Annotated in this window: 20 protein-coding genes; 8 read left to right on the forward strand and 12 right to left on the reverse strand. The window is 72.4% G+C overall.

Features of this window, described 5'->3' with window-relative positions:
- Positions 1 to 159: 159 nt before the first annotated feature.
- The gene (locus ACIOFR_RS23145) at positions 160 to 1,374 is read right to left on the reverse strand and encodes a hypothetical protein (protein ID WP_401000190.1); all 1,215 of its coding nucleotides are present in this window, start codon (positions 1,372 to 1,374) and stop codon (positions 160 to 162) included.
- 335 nt (positions 1,375 to 1,709) lie between these two features.
- Between ACIOFR_RS23145 and ACIOFR_RS23150 the strand changes: the two genes are divergently transcribed.
- The 3 genes from ACIOFR_RS23150 to ACIOFR_RS23160 all read left to right on the forward strand — a co-directional run bounded on the left by ACIOFR_RS23150 (position 1,710) and on the right by ACIOFR_RS23160 (position 5,689).
- The gene (locus ACIOFR_RS23150) at positions 1,710 to 3,650 is read left to right on the forward strand and encodes a family 20 glycosylhydrolase (protein ID WP_401000192.1); all 1,941 of its coding nucleotides are present in this window, start codon (positions 1,710 to 1,712) and stop codon (positions 3,648 to 3,650) included.
- 348 nt (positions 3,651 to 3,998) lie between these two features.
- Positions 3,999 to 4,904 (forward strand): TIGR04222 domain-containing membrane protein, encoded by a 906-nt coding sequence (locus ACIOFR_RS23155; protein ID WP_401000194.1) that lies wholly within the window; start codon positions 3,999 to 4,001, stop codon positions 4,902 to 4,904.
- Between the two features lie 236 nt (positions 4,905 to 5,140).
- Positions 5,141 to 5,689 carry a dihydrofolate reductase family protein gene (locus ACIOFR_RS23160; RefSeq protein ID WP_401000282.1) on the forward strand — a complete coding sequence of 183 codons (549 nt, stop codon included), beginning with the start codon at positions 5,141 to 5,143 and terminating at the stop codon, positions 5,687 to 5,689.
- Positions 5,690 to 5,725: 36 nt separating this feature from the next.
- Here ACIOFR_RS23160 and ACIOFR_RS23165 read toward each other — a convergent pair whose 3' ends face one another.
- Positions 5,726 to 6,340, reverse strand: coding sequence for a TetR/AcrR family transcriptional regulator (locus tag ACIOFR_RS23165; RefSeq protein ID WP_401000196.1), 615 nt, complete (start codon positions 6,338 to 6,340; stop codon positions 5,726 to 5,728).
- A gap of 158 nt (positions 6,341 to 6,498) precedes the next feature.
- On the opposite strand from ACIOFR_RS23165, the gene ACIOFR_RS23170 reads away from it, so the two are divergent.
- Positions 6,499 to 7,458 (forward strand): alpha/beta hydrolase family protein, encoded by a 960-nt coding sequence (locus tag ACIOFR_RS23170; protein ID WP_401000198.1) that lies wholly within the window; start codon positions 6,499 to 6,501, stop codon positions 7,456 to 7,458.
- 509 nt (positions 7,459 to 7,967) lie between these two features.
- Here the strand turns inward: ACIOFR_RS23170 and ACIOFR_RS23175 are convergent.
- Both ACIOFR_RS23175 and ACIOFR_RS23180 read right to left on the reverse strand, forming a co-directional pair.
- Positions 7,968 to 8,561 carry a hypothetical protein gene (locus ACIOFR_RS23175; protein ID WP_401000200.1) on the reverse strand — a complete coding sequence of 198 codons (594 nt, stop codon included), beginning with the start codon at positions 8,559 to 8,561 and terminating at the stop codon, positions 7,968 to 7,970.
- A 124-nt stretch (positions 8,562 to 8,685) separates the two neighbouring features.
- Positions 8,686 to 9,135 (reverse strand): carboxymuconolactone decarboxylase family protein, encoded by a 450-nt coding sequence (locus ACIOFR_RS23180; protein ID WP_401000202.1) that lies wholly within the window; start codon positions 9,133 to 9,135, stop codon positions 8,686 to 8,688.
- A 271-nt stretch (positions 9,136 to 9,406) separates the two neighbouring features.
- Here ACIOFR_RS23180 and ACIOFR_RS23185 point away from each other — a divergent pair, with 271 nt between their 5' ends.
- Positions 9,407 to 10,168, forward strand: a complete 762-nt coding sequence (locus tag ACIOFR_RS23185; RefSeq protein ID WP_401000204.1) for a hypothetical protein — start codon at positions 9,407 to 9,409, stop codon at positions 10,166 to 10,168.
- 114 nt (positions 10,169 to 10,282) lie between these two features.
- On the opposite strand, the gene ACIOFR_RS23190 is transcribed toward ACIOFR_RS23185, so the two are convergent.
- Both ACIOFR_RS23190 and ACIOFR_RS23195 read right to left on the reverse strand, forming a co-directional pair.
- Complete coding sequence (locus tag ACIOFR_RS23190) at positions 10,283 to 10,774, reverse strand: hypothetical protein (RefSeq protein ID WP_401000206.1); 492 nt, start codon at positions 10,772 to 10,774, stop codon at positions 10,283 to 10,285.
- Positions 10,771 to 13,245: a molybdopterin oxidoreductase family protein gene (locus ACIOFR_RS23195; RefSeq protein WP_401000208.1), complete on the reverse strand. Its 2,475-nt coding sequence runs from the start codon at positions 13,243 to 13,245 to the stop codon at positions 10,771 to 10,773. The genes ACIOFR_RS23190 and ACIOFR_RS23195 overlap by 4 nt, the downstream gene beginning before the upstream one ends.
- 462 nt (positions 13,246 to 13,707) lie before the next feature.
- On the opposite strand from ACIOFR_RS23195, the gene ACIOFR_RS23200 reads away from it, so the two are divergent.
- On the forward strand, positions 13,708 to 15,132 hold the full coding sequence (locus ACIOFR_RS23200; protein ID WP_401000210.1) for an oxygenase MpaB family protein: 1,425 nt from the start codon (positions 13,708 to 13,710) through the stop codon (positions 15,130 to 15,132).
- An 87-nt stretch (positions 15,133 to 15,219) separates the two neighbouring features.
- Here the strand turns inward: ACIOFR_RS23200 and ACIOFR_RS23205 are convergent, their stop codons facing one another.
- The 4 genes from ACIOFR_RS23205 to ACIOFR_RS23220 all read right to left on the reverse strand — a co-directional run bounded on the left by ACIOFR_RS23205 (position 15,220) and on the right by ACIOFR_RS23220 (position 17,873).
- The gene (locus ACIOFR_RS23205; protein ID WP_401000212.1) at positions 15,220 to 15,489 is read right to left on the reverse strand and encodes a hypothetical protein; all 270 of its coding nucleotides are present in this window, start codon (positions 15,487 to 15,489) and stop codon (positions 15,220 to 15,222) included.
- Between the two features lie 93 nt (positions 15,490 to 15,582).
- Positions 15,583 to 16,098 carry a sigma-70 family RNA polymerase sigma factor gene (locus ACIOFR_RS23210; RefSeq protein ID WP_401000214.1) on the reverse strand — a complete coding sequence of 172 codons (516 nt, stop codon included), beginning with the start codon at positions 16,096 to 16,098 and terminating at the stop codon, positions 15,583 to 15,585.
- A gap of 257 nt (positions 16,099 to 16,355) precedes the next feature.
- Positions 16,356 to 17,024: a hypothetical protein gene (locus ACIOFR_RS23215; RefSeq protein ID WP_401000216.1), complete on the reverse strand. Its 669-nt coding sequence runs from the start codon at positions 17,022 to 17,024 to the stop codon at positions 16,356 to 16,358.
- 249 nt (positions 17,025 to 17,273) lie between these two features.
- Positions 17,274 to 17,873: a hypothetical protein gene (locus ACIOFR_RS23220; RefSeq protein WP_401000218.1), complete on the reverse strand. Its 600-nt coding sequence runs from the start codon at positions 17,871 to 17,873 to the stop codon at positions 17,274 to 17,276.
- 752 nt (positions 17,874 to 18,625) lie between these two features.
- Between ACIOFR_RS23220 and ACIOFR_RS23225 the strand changes: the two genes are divergently transcribed.
- A complete protein-coding gene (locus tag ACIOFR_RS23225) occupies positions 18,626 to 19,621 on the forward strand; it encodes an SDR family NAD(P)-dependent oxidoreductase (protein ID WP_401000220.1) in 996 nt (331 codons plus the stop codon).
- Between the two features lie 69 nt (positions 19,622 to 19,690).
- On the opposite strand, the gene ACIOFR_RS23230 is transcribed toward ACIOFR_RS23225, so the two are convergent.
- Positions 19,691 to 20,056, reverse strand: coding sequence for a hypothetical protein (locus tag ACIOFR_RS23230; protein ID WP_401000222.1), 366 nt, complete (start codon positions 20,054 to 20,056; stop codon positions 19,691 to 19,693).
- Between the two features lie 188 nt (positions 20,057 to 20,244).
- Between ACIOFR_RS23230 and ACIOFR_RS23235 the strand changes: the two genes are divergently transcribed.
- On the forward strand, positions 20,245 to 20,460 hold the full coding sequence (locus ACIOFR_RS23235; RefSeq protein ID WP_401000224.1) for a hypothetical protein: 216 nt from the start codon (positions 20,245 to 20,247) through the stop codon (positions 20,458 to 20,460).
- A gap of 166 nt (positions 20,461 to 20,626) precedes the next feature.
- Here ACIOFR_RS23235 and ACIOFR_RS23240 read toward each other — a convergent pair whose 3' ends face one another.
- Positions 20,627 to 21,361 (reverse strand): hypothetical protein, encoded by a 735-nt coding sequence (locus ACIOFR_RS23240; protein WP_401000226.1) that lies wholly within the window; start codon positions 21,359 to 21,361, stop codon positions 20,627 to 20,629.
- Positions 21,362 to 21,499: the final 138 nt, after the last annotated feature.

Genomic DNA, 21,499 nt, shown 5'->3' on the forward strand with positions numbered 1-21,499 from the left:
GGCGCGGCGCCCCAGCACGGTCCTGCCGACGTCGGGGGCAACCGCGATCGACATCTCCGAACCGGCCTCGGGCAGGTGCCTCACCCTCTCACCATGGACTACGGATTCCCGGTGGTCGGGGGCTTCAGGGAGCTCGGCCACGGCCGGCCGGAGGGGCCGTCACTCCGATCTGCCGTCCGCGACCATGAGCAGACACATGCACGTGAACTCATCGAGTACCTGCGCAACGGCACGGTCCTGATCGCCGCGACCACGCTCGTGCGTGACATCCTCAGCCCCGACCGGCCTGTGATCGGCGGGTGGCACCTGATGACGGACGGGCACTGGCTCTGGCATTCCGACCTGGCCCACTACGTGCAGCACTACCACGTGGCCCTCGACCCCGAGTTCATCCGGCACGCGTGGAGCAAGGGCTGGACCGTGCCGGAGCTCGGCGAGCGTCAATTGGACGCGATGGTGGCCGCACTTCTCGGGGACGAGTCCGGCTGACGTGGGGGCGTAAGTCGGAAGGCCGGGCCGACGGGACGAACTGTCCGGCCGGGCGGCGTCGGCGCCGCCCGGGGCGGATCCCGCGTACTTGGCGATCCACAGCGGCCGGTCCGGCGCGGCCAGCGAGCTGATCACGGCGGGCAGCAGGCCGGGCAGTACCGCGAGCGAGGCCCCGAGGGCGCCGAGCCGGTCGGGCCGGCGGCCGGCGAGCCGCGCCAACAGCACCGTGGACACCACGGCGCCCTGCCAGATCGGTAGCAGAGCCATGCCGTTGAGGCCACCGACGTGGAAGGGCCCGGCCTCTCCGCCGGTCATCGCGATCATGGGCAACCCGACCGCCAGGGCGACCGCCGCACCCTCGCGGCGGCGTCGCGGCGAGACGTCCACCAGGTCCGGCGGCGCCAGGACGACCAGTGCCCCGGTCAGGATCAGCGCCGCTTGCAGCCCGACCAGAGAGAACACGTTCGACCAGGAGAGCGTCTGCAGGCCGGCGGTCACCACGACCGCGACGAGCGCCGTGATCCGGGCGCCACGCCACGGGCCGAGCACGGCGAGGGCGAGGATCCACGGCAGGGTGTCTGCCAGCACCAGCACCGCGCTGAGCACGGCGTGACCCAGCCCGAGGTTCGGGAACGGGTAGCGGATCCGGTGGGCCGTCTCGTGCAGGTTCGGCAGCAGGAAGTACAGGCAACTGCCGGCGGTGGTCGCCAGCACGATCGGCGCGGCTCCGGCGAGCATCCGGCCGGTGGGGTTGGTGGCGCCGATCCGCAGCCGCAGGCGCAGCGCGTGGGAGGCGAGGTCGAGGCGTTCGCGCAGCAGTGCGCGGCCGTTCAGGCCTTCGGCGGCCTCGGCGAAGGTGGCGGCGATGTCCTCGCCGTGGGCCATCCGGTAGCGGGTCGGGTAGAGGCCGATCAGCAGCCGGTCGAGCGCGGTGTAAGAGGGTGCCGGTGCGCAGCCTGGTGCGTCCCTCGGAGATGGCCAGCACCTCCTGTGACTTGACGGTCTGTCATGACGTCAGCATAGGTCCACGGCCGCCATATGTCGATCAAGAACCTATGCGCGCCGCACGAACCGGGCAAGTCGCGCATTCTTCACCTTCCGTCAGCCCCTTGTGTGGCTCGGCGGGATACCCAATACTGCGCAATAGTGCGCGACAGGTCTATACAACGCGCAGATTCGCACTCAGCCATGCACCGTTCCCCTCGACACCAGGGCAGGCCATGCGATCCCTTCGGACCCTCCTCGCCGCAGCGCTCAGCGCGCTCGCGTTACCCCTCGCCGTCACGGCGACCGCCCCCGGCGCCGCAGCCACGACCGCTGCCGCGGCCGCGGCCGTAGCCGGCGCGCCGACCACCGTCCCGGCGCTCCAGCAGTGGACGGCCGGCGCCGGCTCGTTCACCTTCGGGCCGACCTCGCGCATCGTCGTCGACCCGGCATCCGCCTCCCAGGTCGCCGACGACGCCGCCACCTTCGCCACCGACCTGTCGGCCCTCGAAGGGCGCACGGTCGAGGTCGTCCAGGGCACTCCGTCGCCCGGTGACATCGCACTGGCCCTCGGCGCCACGGGCCTGCCCGCCGAGGGCTACCGGATGACCGTCGGGTCGTCGATCGTCGTCTCCGGGGCCACGGCGACCGGCGCGTTCTGGGGCACCCGCACCGTGCTCCAACTGCTGCACCAGGGACCGACGATCGCGGCCGGGACCGCGCGGGACTGGCCGGTGAAGTCCGAACGCGGCCTGATGATCGACACCGGCCGGAACTTCTTCCCGGTGCCCTGGGTCGAGCGCCAGATCCGCGACATGGCGTACCTGAAGGAGAACTACCTGCACCTGCACCTGTCGGACACCTTCGGGTTCCGGCTGGAGAGCAGCACGCATCCGGAGATCACATCGGCGCAGCACTACTCCAAGCAGGACGTCGCGGACCTCATCGCGCTGGGCGACCGGTACCACGTGACGATCGTCCCGGAGATCGACATGCCCGGGCACATGGACGCGATCCTGTCCGGCGAACTGGCCGTCGGCAAGGACTACCGGCTCAAGGACGGCAGGGGGAAGGTCAGCGCCGGCTTCATCGACCTGACCGACCCCGGTGCCCGGCAGCTGATCAGCGACCTGATCACCGAGTACGAGCCGCTGTTCACGTCCTCGCGGTACTGGCACCTCGGCGCCGACGAGTACGTCACCGACTACGCCTCCTACCCGCAGCTGCTCGGCTACGCCCGGGCCAACTACGGCCCGGACGCGACGGCCAAGGACACCTACTACGGCTTCGTCAACTGGGCCGACTCGATCGTGCGGGCCGGCGGCAGGACGATGCGGATGTGGAACGACGGGATCGGCACCGGCGACGGCACGCTGACCCCGAACGCCGACATCGTCGTGGAGTACTGGTACGACTACGGCGCGACCCCGCAGCAGCTGATCGACAGCGGGCACACCATCAGCAACGAGTCCTGGGACCCGACGTACTACGTCTACGGCGGCGCCAAACCGAACACCACGTGGATGTACGAGACGTGGAACGCCGACCGGTTCCAGGGGACCAACACCGTCACCGATCCGGGCCGGAACCTCGGCAGCAAGCTGCACGTCTGGTGCGACACCCCGTCCGCGGAGACCGTCGACCGGACGGCGGCCGGCATCAGGTACCCCCTGCGCGGCCTGGCGCAGATGACCTGGGGATCGCCGAAGCCGGTGAGCACCTACGCCGCGTTCGTGCCGCTCATGGACGCGATCGGCCGCGACCCGCTCTGGCCCGGCCCGAACACCTCCGGCGACCTCGCCCAGGGCAGGCCCGCCACCGCCTCCAGCACCGAGACACCGGACTTCCCGGCTGCGGGCGCCACCGACGGCGACGCCTCGACGCGGTGGTCGAGCCAGTACGCCGACCCGAGCTGGCTCCGGATCGACCTCGGCAGCGTGCGGACCGTCAGCCGCGTCGTGCTGGCGTGGGAGGCCGCGTACGGGAAGGACTACCGGATCCAGATGTCGAACGACGGCACCACCTGGACCACGGTCTACACCCGCGCGAACGGGACCGGCGGCACCGAGACGCTGACCGGCTTCACCGGCAGCGGCCGCTACATCCGGATGTACGGCACCGCCCGCGGAACCCGGTGGGGCTACTCGCTGTGGTCCTTCCAGGTCTACGGGACCTGATCCGGCGGGCCCGGCCCCTCGGTCCTGCGGCAGCCGGGCGGCGAACCGCCTGCCGCCGGGCCGCAGGCGGAGCCGTACGGCGCTTGCCTCCGACCCACTCGTTCGAGCAGCCTCCATCCGCCCGGGGCGGGCGAGGTGCACTCCGGAAACACATCGGACGCGTTCACGTCTCCTGGCATGATGGGGCGATCTCCGGGACGGGGTGGTCACGGTGATCGGCACACTGTGGGAGAGGGGCGTGGCACCGTGCCGCTGGTCGTCGGGGCGGTCGTGACGGTTCTCGTCCCGGGCGCCGTGTTCCCGGGACCGGCCATTCCGTCACTCGAACGCCGCTGAGGGCAGGCCCGCATGCAAGCCGACCGGTCACGCCGCGACCACCCGCGCACCCACCCGACGAATGCCCGACTCTCCCTCCACGAGCTGGCGTTCGTCGCCGGTGGCCCGACCCGGGTGGTCGACACCACACTGCTGCGGATGCACCGTGAAGCACGCCTGGTGGTCGACACGGACACCGCCACCGCCACCGTCGCCGATCCGCACCCGGCGGACGGCATCGAGGCCGCGCTGATCGCCGCCGCCGGCCCCGAACTCGTCTGCTCGGTAGCGGAGTTGCGGCTGCGGTTGGCCGGCGACCCGGCGATCGCCGCTCTCGGCCGGAGCCGTGCGGTGAAGCGGTTGCTCGTCCACACTCCGTGGGGCCGGGTGATCGGCGACTGCCTCGGCCTGGTCGTGGTGTCACTGATCTCGCTGACGCTCATGGCGGCGGCGATCGCCTGCGCCGGCGTCGCGCTGTTCTCGACCGTAGGAGAGACCGACGGGCCGGTACTCGGCCCGCTGGTGGCGACGGTCGTCCTGGTGGCCCTGCTGTACGGGCTCCACCGGCTCTCCGTCCGGGTGTTCAACCGTCCCGTGGACGAGCCGGCCGAACGAACGCGGCGGGTCCTGGACGCCCTGGCCGGCGGCGGCGCCGTCCCCGCGCCATGGCGGCTCGCCGAGGACGCCTGGACGTCGGGCGGCCCGACCCCGTTGGGCGCCGTCGCGCTCCACGGCGTCGACGCCGTGGAGGACGAGGCCATGGCCGGCGCGCTCCGGGGCGTCCCGCAGGCGCCGCCGCCTCCGTTCCTCTGGGACAGCGCGAACGAGTCCGACTTCGCGTGCATCTGCGGGGTCCACGTGAGGTCGCCGGGCCACCTGTGCGGGGAGGACGACGACCTGTCCGACAGCCCTAACGAGCCGGGGTCGACCCCCGGCTGACACTCGGCCGGGCCACAGCCGACCCACGGCCGGCCCGTGCCGATCCGCCACGAAAGCCGGGAGCCGGGCGTTCCCGGTGCGGCGATGCCGGCGACCGTACGATCGCCCCGACACCGGCTGCACGGGGCAGCCCACCGACGGACGGAGAACCCGATGTCACGTTCAGGGGCGGTCCTCGCCGCGACGTGCCTCCACGGCCCGGGCGCGATCGGTTCGAAGCCGTGCTGATCTACTCGATGGGCGTCTCGGTGGACGGCTTCATCGCCGACCGCGAGGGAGCTTTCGGGTGGACGACCCCGACCGAGGAGCAGTTCCGCTTCCACCTCGTGCAGACCCGCGAGCTCGGCGGATACCTGTGCGGGCGCAGGCTCTACGAGACGATGCTGCCGTGGGAGACCGATCCCTCGATGCGCGGCACCGAGCTCGCGGCCACCTTCGCCGACGTCTGGTGCGCGATCCCGAAGGTCGTCTTCAGCCGCACCCTGACCAGCGTGCAGGGCAACGCCCGGCTGGCATCCGGCTCGGTGGCCGAGGAGGCCGCCGCGGCATTGGCCGCCACCGGCAAGGACGTCTCGATCGGCGGCCCCGGCCTGGCCGCGGGGGCGTTCGAGCTCGGCCTCGTCGACGAACTGCGCATGTTCCGCAATCCGGTCGTGGTCGGCGGCGGCACACCCTTCCTGCCGCCGGTCACCGAGGACGTCCGGCTGGACCTGGTCGAGACCAGGACGTTCGGCTCGCGCGTGATCTACGAGCGCTACCGGCGTTCCCGCGACGCGTCGCACTGACACCGACCACGGCGGCGGCCCGGTGAGGCCGGAGGGTCATCCGGCGTCGACGGCGTCGGGCGCCCCTCCTTGCCGCAGTCCGCGCAGGAGCAGGTCGATCAGCCGTCGGGGGTCGTAGCGGGGGTCGGTGTCGCGTCCGATGCAGAGGTTGCCGATGCCGCGCAGCAGTTCGTAGGGCTGCACGCCGGGCCCGATCTCGCCGGCCTCGGTCGCCGCGGCGAGCAGGTCGCCGCACACGGGCATCAGCCGGTCCAGGAAGTGGGTGTGCAGCGCGGCGAAGCGCTCACTGTCGGACTGCAGGGCGTCGGCGAGGCCGTGCTTGGTGACCAGGAAGTCCACGAAGAGGTCGACCCACTCGCGCAGCGCGTCGAACGGGGAGGCGACCTCGGTCAGCAGTCTCGGCCCCGCCTCGGCACAGGCCTCGATCTGGTGCCGGTAGACGGCGGTGACCAGGTCCGCCCGGGTGGGGAAGTGACGGTAGAGCGTCCCGAGTCCGACACCCGCCCGGGCCGCGATCTGGCGGATCGGCGCGTCGATCCCCGAGCTCACGAACACCTCTGCGGCAGCGTCGAGCAGGGTCTGCTGGTTGCGCACGGCGTCGGCCCGCTTGCTACGGGCGGACGCCCCTCTGGACTGGTCCGCAGTGGGCACCACGTTCTCCTTCCGATGGCCTTTGACGAAACGGATCAACGTTCCGTATCTTAAGTGGAACAACGATCCGCTTTCAGCCTATCCGAAAGCGGCGCTCCGCCACACCCGCCGCCGCCCTCCGCGGTCGGCTGCGGACACCATCGAAGGGCATGCTCCCCATGAGTGCACCTGCTTTCACGGCCGCCACCCCCGGCTCCCCCACCCCCGTCCTCTCGGTCAGCCCGGTCGTGCTGCCCGTCCCCGGCCGCGCCGTCGACCTCCAGGTGCGGATCTCCGCCCCGCTGACCGGCGACGAGCTGCCGGTCATCCTCCTCTCGCACGGCCTCGGCTTCTCCCATCACCTCTCCTCGCTGAACGGCTACGCCCCCCTCGCACACTTCTGGGCCGCCCACGGCTTCGTCGTCATCCAGCCCACCCACCTGGACTCCAGGACCCTGAACCTGTCCCCCGACGCCCCCGGGGCCGCGGACCCCTGGCGCACCCGGGCCGAGGACATGACGCGCGTCATCGACCGGCTCGACGAGATCGAGGCCGCCGTCCCCCGGCTCACCGGCCGCCTCGACCGGAACCGGGTCGCAGTCGTCGGCCACTCCATGGGCGGGCACACCGCGAGCCTGCTGCTCGGCGCCCGGCTGACCGATCCGCACGACGCGACCACGGTCGACCTGGCCGAACCCCGGATCAAGGCGGGCGCGCTGCTCGCGGCACCCGGCCGCGGCGGCGACGCCCTCACCGAGTTCACGGCCGAGCACTACTCCTTCCTCCTCACCACGGACTTCTCCACGATGACGACGCCCGCGCTCGTGGTCGCCGGCGACAAGGACGACTCCGCCTTCCTGACGGTCAGCGGGCCCGACTGGCACACCGATCCCTACGTCCTCGCCCCGAGCCCCAAGTCGCTGCTCACCCTGTTCGACGCGGAGCACTCGCTCGGCGGAGTCTCCGGATACGACGTCGCCGAGACCACGGACGCGAACCCCGAGCGGGTCGCCACCCTCGCCCGGCTCGTCTGGGCCTACCTGCGCAGCGAGCTCTACCCCGGCGACCCCGCCTGGCAGACGGCACGCGACACGCTGGCGGCCGACCCCGCCCCGCTCGCACGGGCCGAATCCAAGTAGCCCCGCCGGGCACGGGCTCCGTGCCGCCCTACGGCACGGAGCCCCCGCGGCGCCGAAGACGTGCACCCGGACCCACCCGGCGCACCCCTGACCTGGGCACTCCCGACACCACTGGCAGCCTGCGACCGGCACCACCGAACGGAGTCCCACCCGCGGACGACGCGAACCACGGGCCCGGCGGCTACCGGGACCCGGTCCCCACCGCCCGGCGGCTGCTCGCCGAAGGCCGTCCGCCCCGCGCCGGCGAGCCGCTTCCCCCGCTGGAGCGCCCACGGCGCGCATCACCGGTACTGCCGGGCAGCCCGGCGCAGCCGGCGGCGCCGGATCCCAAGTCCCGCTGCTCGGGGGCTACTTCGTGGCCGTTCCCGAGCCGGCGTCCGGACCGGGCCTGCCGCAGGTGCAGCGGCTGACCACGGCGTGCGACTGCCTGATCGACCGACTACCGCTGGACGGCTGCTGCTTCGACACCCCGCAGCCGGTCAGCTGGTTTCCGGGCACAGGACGCCCGACTACGAGCACTCCCAGTAGAAGCGGCCCTCCCGGCGGTCGGGGCTGACGAACGCGAATCCGAAGCCGTAGCCGAAGTTGAGGAAGTAGGGATCGTCCTCGCCCTCGCCCGCGTCGCTGATCCGGAAGAGGAACTGCCAGGGGGAACCGACGCGCGCACACTCGTTCGGGTAGCGGGCGGCACCGCCGAGGTGGTCGCGCGGCTCCTCGGCGCCGAGGAGGGGCGGCACAGGCTGCAGGTCGATGCGCCATTCGACGGGGATCTCGGCGTCGTCAGGTCCCCAGCGCCACAACGTCCGCCCCCGGGTCCCCGGCGGCCCTATGACGGCGAAGGACGGGATGCGGCCGTCCGGCTGGACCAGCAGGACGGCGTCGCCCCTCTCCGGGTCGGTCCCTCCCATGACGATGTCCTCCTCGTCGAGGAAGAGATAGGCCAAGCGGAGCTCCTGGCCCGGGACGGGGAACTGACCGATGAACACCAGCGGTTCACCGGATCCCGGGTCCAGCGGCCAGGTCGGTTCGGCGAGCCAGACCGGCTCACCGCCGAACTTGGCCACCGGATCGGAGATCGGCTGCTCGGCCGGACCGAGGATCATCTGTTGGCGAGGCAGGAAGGCCGCATCGTACGGTCCCTCCGCTCGCCCGGTCGGACGAACGATCACGAGCGGATCATCTCATCCGCGAGAACGACGGCGGCTCGGGTGCCGCCCATGGCTGTTCTCAGCGCGGATCCGCTGCCGCGTCGTCGCGGACCGGTAGGAGGCCGCGTTCGGCGAAGACCCGCTTGGCGGCCAGGGTCGCGTTAATCGCCTTGGGGAATCCGCAGTAGGCGGCGGCGTGCAGCAGCGCTTCGACGATCTCCTGGGGGGTCAGACCGACGTTGAGGGCGGCGTTGACGTGGACCTCCAGCTGGGGTTCGCACCCGCCGAGGGCGGTGAGCATGCCGAGGGTCAGCAGCTGGCGGTCGCGCGGCGGCAGTGCCGGGCGGGAGTAGATCTCGGCGAACCCCCAGGCCGCGATCTGGTGCGCCAGCTCCGGGGAGACGTCCGCGAGGGCGGACATCACGTTCTTCCCGGCTTCGCCGTCGATGCGGGCGAGGACGTCCATGCCTCGCTCGAAGCGGTCCTGGCGGTCCTGGCGGTCGTGTGCGGTCGTGTTGTCGGCGGTCATCGATGTCTCCCTGTCTCGTCCGGTGGTCCGTCTCGGCCCCGGTGGGTGGTGCCGGGCGCGGACAAGCCCAACGTAGGCGTTGGAGTGCACTCCAGGACAAGCTGCGGCCTGCCGCGTCGGGCGTGTTCTGACGGCGTGTCGGCAAGGCCCGCAGCGCAGGTTCGACCGGGCCGCCGGTCCCGCGGCCGGAACCCGTTTGTTCGGCGGCGGGCGTGATCTGTACGCTCCGCGAGGTCCGGAACGGCTGTACCGAGGGGGACGGAGCATGAGCTTGAGGAATCGAAACGCATGGCGCGCTGCTGCGGCGGTGGCCGTGCTCGGGCTCGGCACCGGCTGCACGTCGAGCAACTCCGTGCCGGCCGCGGGGGCCGGGCCCGCCTCCGCTTCGGCGCCCGCCTCCCCCCGGGAGGTCCAGATGCTCTCCGGCGGAGCACTCGCGCACGCCCTGCTGTCCGACCAGGAGGCCCGGACCGTCGGGTACGGGACCAACGGCGACCAGCGGATCGAGCAGGAGCGCACGCCGGACCGGGAACCTCCCGTCCCCGAGAGTTGCCGCCCTTTCCAGGCCACGCCCCCTCACCCGGCCCAGGTCTCCGCCGCCGTGAACGTCCACAAGCTGGGATCGACCCTCGTGATCCGCTCCATAACGATCGACCGCAGGTCCGCGGGCGACGCCGAGGCCCACCTGGCCTCCCTGCGCAAGGCCTTGGACGACTGCCCGACCATGACCGTGGACTACGCGGACGGCACACCAGCGGTGGAACGGAGGGCCACCAGGCTTCCCGACGTGACCGCAGGCGAGGAATCGGTCGCGTACCTCCAGACCTGGACGGACACCATCGACGGCCGCAGCGTGGATCAGGCCTTGGCCGTCACCGTCGTCCGCTGCGAGAACCTCACGGTGACCGTGACGGCGTTCGGGGACGTGCCGAGCTCGCTGACCCCGCCGGAGAGGGCCGCGCAGCTCCCCGTCAACGAGGAGTCCCTGATCAGGCTCCAGACCGACAAGGTCCGCGCACTCCTGGCCGCCTGACCGGGTGAACGCTTCCAGGATGCTCGCCCGCCGGTCGGTCGGGACGCGAGGCCGTCGTCCGCCACGCCGCCGTTCCGGGCGCCGCGGTCCTTCAACGCGGCCGGATTCCACCGGTCAGATGCTGGTGAGGAGTTGGGGCGACAGGATTCTGATCATCGTGCTGGTCCAGCGCATCTGGCGCAGGGTCCGCGGGTGGCAGCAGGTGACGAGACCGAGCAGGTCGGTGTCGCGGCCGGCCTGCGCGGCTCCGGTGAGCATGTCCCAGTGGAGCGAGTTCTCGGTGGCGGCGAGGTGGAGGTCGCGGAGGTCGTGGAGGAGCAGCAGGCCCGTTTCGGGGCGGCGGCCGAGTGCTTCGGCGGTCTTCTCGCGGACGGTGGCCCAGAGGCCGGGGCCCGGGTCGGCGGTCTGTCCGGAGAGGTCGAGGCCGTAGTGCGGGGCGAGAGCGGCGATGAGGGCGGCGCTCTCGCGGGACCAGCGGGCGACGTCGGTGGCGACGTGGTGGACCTCGGGTTCGGTGCGGTGGCGTTCGGCGGCGGCGAGCAGGTCGTGTTCGAGCCGTCGTTCGCCGTCGTGCAGGGCTTTCAGGGTGGTCGGGATGCCGCTCACGGTGCGTCTCGCTCCGGCGCCGCGGTGGTCTGGGTGGCCACGGCGTCCGGTCCGCCGACGGTCGGGGGGACGGACCGGTGGTGGACGGGGGCGGACGCGGTGGTGGTGGGCGCCGGGCAGACCGCTCCCTCGGAGTGCTTGACCAGGGTGACGCGGGCGGCGGCGGCCTTGAACAGCGGCTGCTTGGAGACCGGGTCCCAGTCGGTGACGGTGGTCTCGTTGGCGGCGCGACCGACGTCGCCGTCCGGCCGGTGGCCGCCGGGGGTGTCCCAGTAGCCGTAGTGGAAGGGCAGGAAGACCATGCCGTCGCGGATGCCGGTGATCCGCAGCCGGCCGCACACCGACCCGCGCGCGCTGGTGACCTCGACCAGGTCGCCCTCGGTGAGGCCGTGCCGCTGCGCCTCGCCCGGGGAGAGTTCGGCCCACATGTCGGGTGCGGCGGCGACGAGTTGGGGGGCCCGTCCGGTCCTGGTGCGGGTGTGGACGTGGTAGAGCGTACGGCCGGTGTTCAGCTGGAGCGGGTACTCGTCGCTGGTGTCCTCGTGCGGCGGCAGGTACTCGGCGGCCTTGAGCACCGCCTTGCCCTGCGGGTTGAGCGTCCGGTACTCCGTCCCGGGCACGGACGCCCCGGTGACCAGGTCCTTGCCGTAGGTCTCGCAGACGTCCGGTGCGGCCCAGGTGATGCCGTCGGTGTAGAGCCGCTCGGTGCCGTCGGGGGCGTCCGGGGTGCAGGGCCACTGGACGCCGCTGCCGCCGCGCAGCCTGCGGTACGTCAGCCCGGTGTAGTCGCAGGGACGGCCGGCCGAGCAGCGCTTCCACGCCTCGAAGGCCGACTCGGGGTCGTGCCAGCCGATCAGGGGCCGGCCGTCCCTGTCGCGGAAGTCCATCCGGTGGGCGAAGTCCAGCAGGATGTCGAGGTCGCTGCGGGCGTCGCCGGGCGGGTCGACCGCCTTGTCGCAGAGGTGGACGGTCCGGTCGGCGTTGGTGAGGGTGCCGGACTTCTCGCCCCAGGTCGCGGCGGGCAGCACGACGTCGGCCAACTGGGCGGTCTCGGTGAGGTAGAGGTCCTGTACGACGGTGAACAGCCCGTCCTGGCCGAGGATGCCGCGGATGCGGTGCAGTTCGGGCATCGAGACGGCCGGGTTGGTGGCACTGATCCACAGCATCCGGACCGAGCCCTGCTCGGCGTAGCGGAGGATCTGCATCGCGGGGGTGGGCGGCCCGTGGTGCGGGATCCGCTGCGGTTCCACGTTCCAGAGCTCGGCGAGCTCCGTGACGTGCGCGTCGTTCTCCCAGTTGCGGAAGCCGGGCAGGTCGCCGTCGGCTCCGCACTCCCTGGTGTTCTGGGCGCTGGGCCGGCCGTTCATCTGCAGCACCCCGCAGCCCGGGCGCCCGAGCATGCCGCGGACCAGCTGGAGGTTGTTGACCTGGACGGCCGCCGCGGTGGCCTGGTGGGACTGGTAGACCCCCTGCAGCACCGTGGACAGCAGCCGCTCGGCGCCACCGAGGATCTCGGCCGCCCGCTCGATCTCCCGGACCGGTACCCGGCAGATCCCGGCCGCCCACGCGGGCGTGCAGCCGGCGACGCGCTCCGCCAGCTCCTCGAAACCGACGGTGTGCGCCGCGATGAAGTCGTGGTCGATCCGGCCGGTGCGGATCACCTCGTGCAACAGGGCGTTCAGCAGGGCGACGTTCGTCCCGGCGCGCGGCGCCAGGTGGACGGTGGCGTGCCGGGCGACCGGGGTGGGGCGCGGGTCGACGCAGACCAGCCGGGGCGGGTCCGTTCCCAGCAGGCGGTCCAGGACGCGCATCCACAGCACCGGCTGCGCCTCGGCCATGTTGTGTCCGAACAGGGCGATCACGTCGGCGTGGTCGACGTCCGTGTACGAGCCCGGCTGGCCGTCGCAGCCGAAGGTCTCCTTCAGCGCCTCCGCGGCGGTGGCGCTGCACAGCCGGGTGTCGCCGTCCAGGTGGCCGGTGCCGATCCCGGCCCGGGCGATCACCGCCAGCGTGTAGTGCTCCTCCAGGAGGAGCTGGCCGCCGGTGTAGAAGCCGATCGATCCCGGCCCGCGCTCGCGCAGCAGTTCCTTGGTCTCGGTGACGACGCGCGCCATGGCGGTGTCCCAGTCGCAGGGCACCAGGCGGCCGTCCGCGCGGACGAGCGGGGTGGTCAGCCGGTCCGGTGACCCGTTGGCCTGCCAGCCGAACAGGTCCGTCGGTCCGAGCCGGCCCCGGTTCACCCGGTCGGCGGCCCGGCCTCGTACGCCCACGATCCGGTCGCCGAGCACGGCGATGTCCATGGCGTCGCCGTTGGAGTGCAGCAGCGAGGCCGACTGCACCCACCGCTCGACCTGCGCCTCCTCGACGCCGGGTTCGAGGTAGGAGTCGACCCGCACCGGCCACGGCCGACCGGGGTCGAGCGGGGTGCGGTCGCCCCAGGGATGTGCGATCCGATCCACCTCGGGCTGCATCGACGACCTCCTCGCTCGCCCCTCGGGGCGAGGCGTCTACCCCCGCGAGCACCGGCCAGAGTGTCCGCCGGCGGTCGGTCGGCGGCCCACTTCATCCTGCGGGACACGTCGGGGCCTCGCGCGGCGGTTCACGACCGGCCCCCGCCGGCGAGCGCGGACGACAGGGCCGTGCTAGGGCTGCGGGCCGCCCGGGCGCACGCACCGGCCGGCGCCAGGCGGGTACGGGCCCGCCCCGGAGCGTGGCGGTGTGCGCCCACCGGGCAGGTCCGGCAGGCACTCGTCGGACGTTCGGCCTCCCGGTGAGCCGGGACCGTCCGCTGCGTCCGGCTGCGGGACAGGCCCGGCACAGGTGTTCGAGGGCGGCACCGACGAGTGATCCACGGTGCCGCCCGGCCCTGCGGCCCGTTGTACACGGTGCACTCTCCGCCCCCTCCCCTCGGAGTTCCCATGACGCCCGCGCCCATGCCCACGTCCCCGTCCACTCCCCCGTCCCCGTCCGACACCGCCGGCCCGCTGCGCCGGAGCCTCGGCGAATGGCGGATCGGGCTGGTGGCCTGGCGGTTGCTCGTCCTGCAGACGGCCCATCCCGCGGTCGCGGCCGGTATGGCCCGCTACTCGACCTACCGGGCGCACCCGTGGCGGCGCATCGAGCACACCGTGGACAGCGGAGCGAGGCTGTTCTCCGCCGGTCCCGAGGAACGCCGGCTCGAAGTGGCCCGGCTGGCCCGCACCCACCGCCGGATCAACGGGACCGACGACGCCGGACGCGCGTACACCGCCGAGGACCCGGAGGTCCGCGCCTGGGTGATGGTGACGCTGTACGAGGCCATCACGGCCATGCACGAGCTCTCCGGCCGCCCGCTCCGGCCCACCGAACTCGACACCCTCTACGGCGAGTTCAGGGACGTCTGCGCGGCCCTCGACATCCCCGGCGAGACCCTTCCGCCGACCGCCGCCGACGTCCCCGCCTACCTGGAACGCAACATCCGCGACGTCCTCGACTACGGCCCCCAGGTCCGCCACCTGCTGTTCGAGATGCTGCGTGAGGCGCCCGCCCCCCGCCGGCTGGGACGGCTCAGGCCCGCGTGGCCGCTCCTGCGCGTCATGGCGGCCCGCGCGCTGAGCGGCCTCACCGTGGCCGACCTGCCGCCGGCCTGGCACGACAGGTTCGGCACCCGCCCCGGCCGCGCCGCCACCGCACTGTCCTGGGCGGTCCACCGCGGCATGCGGCACGTCATGACCCGCCTCCCCGAGCACGTGCGCTACCGCCACCGGTCCTCCGCCGGCGCCGACGGGCCGGAGGCGGCACGGCGTACGGCGGTGCGCCCGGTCACGCGGCCCCGGGTCGCCGACACCCGCAGCGCCCGCCTGGAGACCTTCTTCCACCAGGTACTCGACCAGACCGGCGACGGGCGGGTCGACTCGGCCGACCTCCAGGCCATGGTCCACAACATCTGCTGGCAGCTCGAAGTCCCCGCCGAACGGGAGGACGCGCTCTACACCGCGTTCGAGACCTGGTGGGGCCACCTCTGCTCGGCGTCGGACACCGACGGCGACGGCACGGTGGACTGCGCCGAGTTCGTGTCCGCGATGCTCGCCGGTGTGGACCGGGACCCGGCCTACCTGGACGAGGGGCTAAAGCCGGCCGTACGCGTCCTGTTCCACACCGCCGACACCGACGGCAGCGGCCACCTGTGCGCGGACGAGTACCGCGTCCTGTTCGGCGGATCCCGCGTCCACCCCGCCGAACTCAACGACGGCTTCCGACAGTTGGACACCGACGGCGACGGCCGGATCAGCGAGGAGGAGTTCGTCACCGCCTTCGCCGACTTCTTCACCGCCCGGACGGACACCGTCGCCGGCGCGGCACTCCTCGGCCGCCCCTGACGGCTGCCCGCCCCGCCCCGCCCCGCCACGGTCCGGCGTGCCCGAGACGTGGTCACCGAACACGCGACGGACTCCGCGTGTCGGACACTACCTCGCGTTGCTCCAGGCAACCAGCACTCCAGCGAGCGCGGCGAAGGCGGACACGGCGGCCCAGACGACCGACGTCCGGTACCACAACGGGCGGCTCTGCCCGGCGCGACGGGATGCGTCGGAGCCGAGGACGGCGGCCGCCGCGTGCGAGCCGGCATCGGCGTAGGCGACCGGCGCCACGAGGTCCAGCCGCGCGCCGCTTCCGGTGATGCTGATGTTGATGACCGGCGGTTGGGGCTGTGTGTTCTCGCCGTTCGGGCTGTTCAAGTGGTCCTCCTGGGTGAGTGCGTTCGCTGCCGGCGCGGAGCCCTCTCCCGGGCGGGCCGCGAACGCACGCGCAGTGGGGTCGATCGGGCGGGTTCACGGTGCGGGCCGTAGCTCGTCGACCGGCATGTTGAGCAGCACGGCGAGGCGTCTGCGGGCGCTGACCGATGCGCTCCGGACCGTCGTGGGGCTGATTCCGAGCAGGTCGCCGGTCAGATCGGCGGAGTAGCCCAGTACGTACTGCAACACGACGACGTCGAACAGGCGTTCCGGAAGGGCCGAGATCGCGGAGAACAGGCCCAGTTCGCTGTGCGAGGTCTCCAGGGTTGCCCGCGCTTGCCGCAGGACCCGCGACACCTCCTCGGTCCTGCTGTCCTGCCGGGCGGCCCGCGCGTTCACCTCGAACCTCAGGAGCCTCCAGGCCCATGCGGCCGGTGACGCCTGCCTCAGGAACTCGGACCAGTTCGCCGCCAGCCGCGCGAAGACCTCGTAAACGACGTCCTCGGCGAACTCGGCGTCTGCCAGGCGCACTTGCGCGTACCCGCGATAGCGGTCCACATTGGCCAGATAGAACGCCTCGAACTCCAGCGGAAGGACGACGTCCTGCGGCACCTGGACGGTGCCATGGCGCGCGGCGCCGGAGGCCGATGCACGCGCCGATCCGTCCCAGGTGGTGGCTACCGCGCCGGCGTCGGGGACGGAGGGGTCCGGGTCGGCCGGCGTCGACCGCGCGGTCCCCGGGCGACGCGGAGCGGTCGGCCCTCTTCCCGGGCCGGGGAAGCCCTCCGACGCAGGGCCGTTCTCCGAGTCGCCGTCAGGGTCCTCCGCCTCCTCAGGATCCTCACCGGGAGCCGTTGAGGCGAACGGCGTCACCGGAGGGGAGGCCGCCCCGCACTCGTGCGGAACCCGCCGGGTTGCTCCAGAGCCGCCGAGAGAACGCTGTTGCGCCGGAGGAGCTCCTCACGCTCCTTTCGCGCCTCGGTCAGTGCGGCCTCCAGGCCGTGCACACGCTTGACCAGCCGTGAGACCTCCAGGCCCAGGCGCAAGTTCTTCTGATGGAGCTCCTCGAACGTCCGAGCGCCCTTCTCTCCCAGCGCCTTCCGGAGTTCCGCCGCGTAGCGAACCAGCTCGGCCAGGGAGGCGGCGCCCGCCGGCGCCGCGGAGGAGCCCGCGGTGGAGGCCGTGGAGGCCGTGGTGGCCGTGGAGGCCGTGGTGGAGGATCCACCGCGCTGCCGTTCCAGGCAGGAAAGGACAGTGCGGGCCTGCCGTACCCGCTCCTCGGCGTCCTCTCCCGCCGGGAAGCACACCGCGGCCACGGCATCGACGAACTCCCGCGTGAGGTTGCGCCCCGCGAGGCGATCGACGACACCGGTCCGGCCGAGAACAGGACGGTGCACATCCTTCAACCCGGCGTGCAACCGGTCGACCGTGGTGCCCGTCGTGTCCAACCACGAGCGCAACAGCAGGGCCACCTCGTTGGCCTCCGGTGAAGGACCCTTCAACTCACTCCAGGGTCGGGTGCGTCGCTTCTGCGGCATCAGTCGTCCTCGTCTGCTGCCCCAACTCTTCAGCAGGCTGAGTACGGGAAGGAAGTTGTTCGGCCAGAGTGCCGAACAAGTCAGCCGATTCGATTGAGCACCGGACATCAGGCTCGTGGCGTGGCCGAGGACCGCCGTGCGCCGGTGGCGGGCCGCGTGCGCAGTGCCTGACGCCGACGGGGCGGACGATGTCCGTGTCCCCCGTTCCTTTCGCCGACCGACCGGTGGGGCCGGTCCGCGAAACGGCCATCAGCTCCGGAGCAGGCGGTCGACGGTCTCGGCCACCGACGCGCCGTCCCCCTCCCCGTCCGAGACCGCGCACCGCACGTCGAATTCCGCGTTCCGGGCCCTCGCCCGGGACACGGCGTCCCCGGTCCGGTCGAGGAACGACGAACGGTTCGAGGCGAGGAGCATCAGCGCGGAGTCGCCGCTCCAGTCGACGGTGACCGTGACGAGGCCGCCGTCGCCCTCGTCCAGGAAGGACTCCATGCCGCGAAGGACGGAGAACGCCCATATCAGGGACGGGAGTTCGAAGTCGACCCGCGCTTCGAAGTCAACCACGAGCGAACCGGTCACCTCGTCGAACGCGATCGCCGGGCTGCCCTCGTCGTCAAGGCCGCGCAACAGGCCCGCGTAGTCACCGTCGAGCCAGCCGTCGCACTCGTCGATCGCACCGGCCAGTTCCTCCCGGTACCGGCGCCGCACACCGCTGTCGCTCCACGCCTCACAGACGCCGATCCACTCCCCCTCCGTCCACGCGGACGCAGGCACCACGGGCGCCCGCAGAAACGCCCGCAGGCGCGGCTTCGCGATGACCACCGCCGCGGCCACCACGATGGATTGCGACACCACACCCTCCCGCCACCTTGACCGTCCGAGCCGCACGGTAGCAACCGGCTCCGACACCTCCACCCCACCGCACGTGGATGCACCCGCAGACGGGCGGGACGATCCAGCGACCGCCGCGACCTGATCATTCGGCGGGTGCGGCGCGATTCTGCCCGGCTGCTGCGTGGGTCTCGCGCGGGATCCGCACGGATGATCAACGCCCCGCGGACAGGTCTGGCGGGGTGCCGCGACAGCGGGTTCGGGGCGAGGGTGGGGCGGCTCGGCCGGGCCGCTGCGGCCGGACTGTCCTCGGTGACGGCGGTGGTCGTGGGGGCCACGACGGGGCGTGCCTTTCGGATGCTGAGACGGCCGACCGGTACGGGCCGGGCTGTGGCAGGGTCGGGGTGTGCGGCCTCTCCCCGGGGTCAGGTCATGAACAAGGGGGGAGGCCGCGCCTCCCTACCGCCGGTCGGGCACCCATGCGACCCGGCCGGCAGCGCGTCGACCGCTGGCGAAGGCGGCGGCGTACGCCGCACGGGAAGCAGCCCGGTGCGCGCAGGTACAGCTCACCCATGCCCTCGGACGGACCGCTCAGGTGAGCACCGCCTGCGGCCGTTGCCGTGGCGGGCCGGCGCGGTGCCGGTGGGCTGTCAGCGGCGACAGTGGCCTGTCGGTGAGATGTGAGCGCGCTCCGGGACCGTAGGGGCTGGGAGTGACCGGCCGCCAGGGCGCGGTCCCGCCCTCCGACCACTCCGAGCTCCGGGAGCGCCGCCATGTCCTCCGCACCTCAGTCCCCGCGATGGGACGTCCACCGGCTGCCGCACGCCCGGGGAAGGGCCTTCCTGGTCACCGGCGGCAACGCGGGCATCGGGTACTTCGTCGCCGAGCAGCTCGCCGGCACCGGGGCCACGGTCGTACTCGGCAGCCGCGACCGGGCGAAGGCCGAAGCCGCGCTCGCCGCGATCGGCGCGCGCGTGCCCGATGCCAGGGTGCGGCACGTACCCCTGGACCTGGCCGATCTCGCCTCGCTCCCGGCATCCGTGGACGCGCTCGGGCTGGACCGCCTCGACGCGGTCGTCCACAACGCCGGGGTGGCGCTCGACCACCCGCCGCGCCGCGAGACCGCGGACGGCCACGAGCTGATGTTCGCGACCAACCACCTGGGGCACTTCGCGCTGACCCACTACCTCGCCCCACTGCTCACGGCGACCCCGGGAAGCCGGATCGTCACCACCGGCAGCTTCGCAGCCAAGTCCGAACGCCTGGACCTCGACGACCTCCAGAGCACGCACGACTACCAGCCCAAGCGCGCCTATGCGCGTTCCAAGCTGGCCCAGATGCTCTTCGCCCTCGAACTCGACCGCCGCCTTCGCGTCGGCGGCAGCACGACCCTGAGCGTGCTCGTCCATCCCGGCGGCGCGCTCGACTCGCTGACCCCCTCGCGCCCACCGGTCCACGTCCGCACCACCGGCGAGCGGCTGAGCCGCCTCCCACTCGGCCTCGTCGTCCAGGGCAAGGACGCCGCCGCCTGGCCCGCCGTCCGGGCCGTCCTCGACCCCGGCGTGCGGGGCGGCGAGATGCTGAGCCCCCGAGCGTTCGGGCTGCGTGGTACGCCCAGGGTCGAACCCCTCTGGAGCCACCTGTCCGACACCAGGACCGCGGCACGTCTCTGGGCGGCCAGCCGCGACCTGGTCGGCGCGGACCCGGCCTTCACCGCGCCGACGGGCTCCGGCCGAACGAAGGGCTCGGCAACCGGTGTGGGCGTGTAGACACCCGGCCCGGGCGAGACCCGTGGACGGTCTGGGCCGTGTCCGTCCACCACCGCGCGCCACGAACCTTCAGTCACGGACGACCCGGGCCTCCACACCTGCCGCGCGCAGTCGTCGGGCAAGCTGTTCGATCTCGGGCAACGTCGCCGCGTACCGACCTGACTGAACGGCCTGGAGCATCGGCCTTGCCTCACTCAGCTCGACGTCGAACGTCGCCCGGATCACCTTCATGGCCACGGCAGTTCGGAGGCCTTGCCGAGGGAACGCCAGGCGCGCGGGACCGCACTCACCGATCAACCGCCCACGCAGGTCCGCCGGCAGGTCTCCGCTCCAGCACGGCGCCACCTCCCTGCAGACAGGGCACGCCGCATGGAAGCGGAGGTAGTCGCTGGTGTCGGCGAAGTGCTCCCGCTCAGGTGTCCCGGTGGGGTCCATCCACGCATCCTCGCACCGGTCCACGTCGTCCGCGTGACCGGGCGCAACGGCGATGCTGCGGCAACAGTCCGGCAGGCTCCCTTCGACGGGGCCACACTCCGGACCCGCCGGCTCGGAGGTGAGGACGTCGTGGGGCGAGGGCTGGAAAGCTGTCGCGGCCGTACCTGGCTTTCCGACATGGTCGGTACATGCGTGTGAACTTCGACGGGGTCACCCCGATGCCACGGGCACTGATGCTCAGTGCGTTCCTGCTCCGGCCCGACTTCCGTGTCGAACTGGAGAATCCCGTGTTCGTCGCCGTGGGTGACCGGGTCTTGTACGAGGGCTGCGGCATCCTGGTGACTCGCCCGACCGGCGAGCGACACCGGCACCGGGCCGGCAACCGCTACCGGATCTGCCGCTGACGGCCCGCGGTTGCGCGCCGTCTCCATCGCTCCAACTGTGCCGCGGCTGAGCTCGTGTTGAGATCTGCCGCGCCCTGCGGCTGATGCGGGGGCGCATACGCCCACCACGCCGCCCGGGCCGGGATCGGTCCCCGGCCTGGGCGGCGGTGTCGTCGGCGTGCTGCTGTCAGTCGCGGCTGATCTTCGGGGTCCGGGCGAGGACGGTCGCCGCCTGGGCCGGGTTGGCGTGGAGCCAGGCGGTCAGGTGCTCTCGGACGGCCTCGGCGACGCAGGCGCGGACAGGTCCGTTGCCCAGTCGGTCGTGGATGGGCCCCTCGAACTCGGGGTGGTCGAGTTTGACCGACACGACCGCCGTCAGGCCCGGGCCGAGGTGCGTGGGGGTGAGGTCGGGGTCGGACGGGCTGAGCAGTTGCTGTTCCCGGCCGTAGGCGGTGAGCGCCGCTGCCACGCCGTCGCGGAAGCCGAGCTCGTGCGTGCCGCCGCCGGTGGTCGGTCGGCTGTTGGCGTAACTGGCCACGCAATCCTCGCCGGTGTCGCGCCAGCGGAGGGCCACCTCGATGGTTCCCGCCATTTCGGGGCACTCGCGTTCGAAGCCGATCACGTCCGGGTGGAGGGCGGCGGCGGTCTGCTCTGCGATGTGATCCCTCGGTCCGCCCGGAAAGCGGAAGTGGACGGCCCGGGGCCCCGCGGGGTCGCGGTCATCGGTCAGGGTGATCTCGACGCGGGTGGTGGTGCCGCCGATGATCTCGTCCAACGCCCGCTCGGCGGCCTCGAACACCAGATGGTGGAGGCCGCGTTCACCGACCGAACCGATGTACATGCCGGGCCGCTTTCGAACGGCCTCCAGGCCTTCCAGGACCACGATCGTGCTGGCGCTGTACGCCATGGATTCCTCGCTCATGATGCCCCCTCCGAGGGTGTCCGACAGAGCTCCCCCAGCCTAGGAGATTTCCGAGAAAACACCAGGTCGGAGCCGGTTCGGCAAGGCCGCTCACGGGCCCCTGAGGGGCAATCGGGAGCGCCCGGCCGGAACGGGTGC

The organism is Kitasatospora sp. NPDC088346 (assembly GCF_044740765.1).
Taxonomy (GTDB): Bacteria; Actinomycetota; Actinomycetes; order Streptomycetales; family Streptomycetaceae; genus Kitasatospora.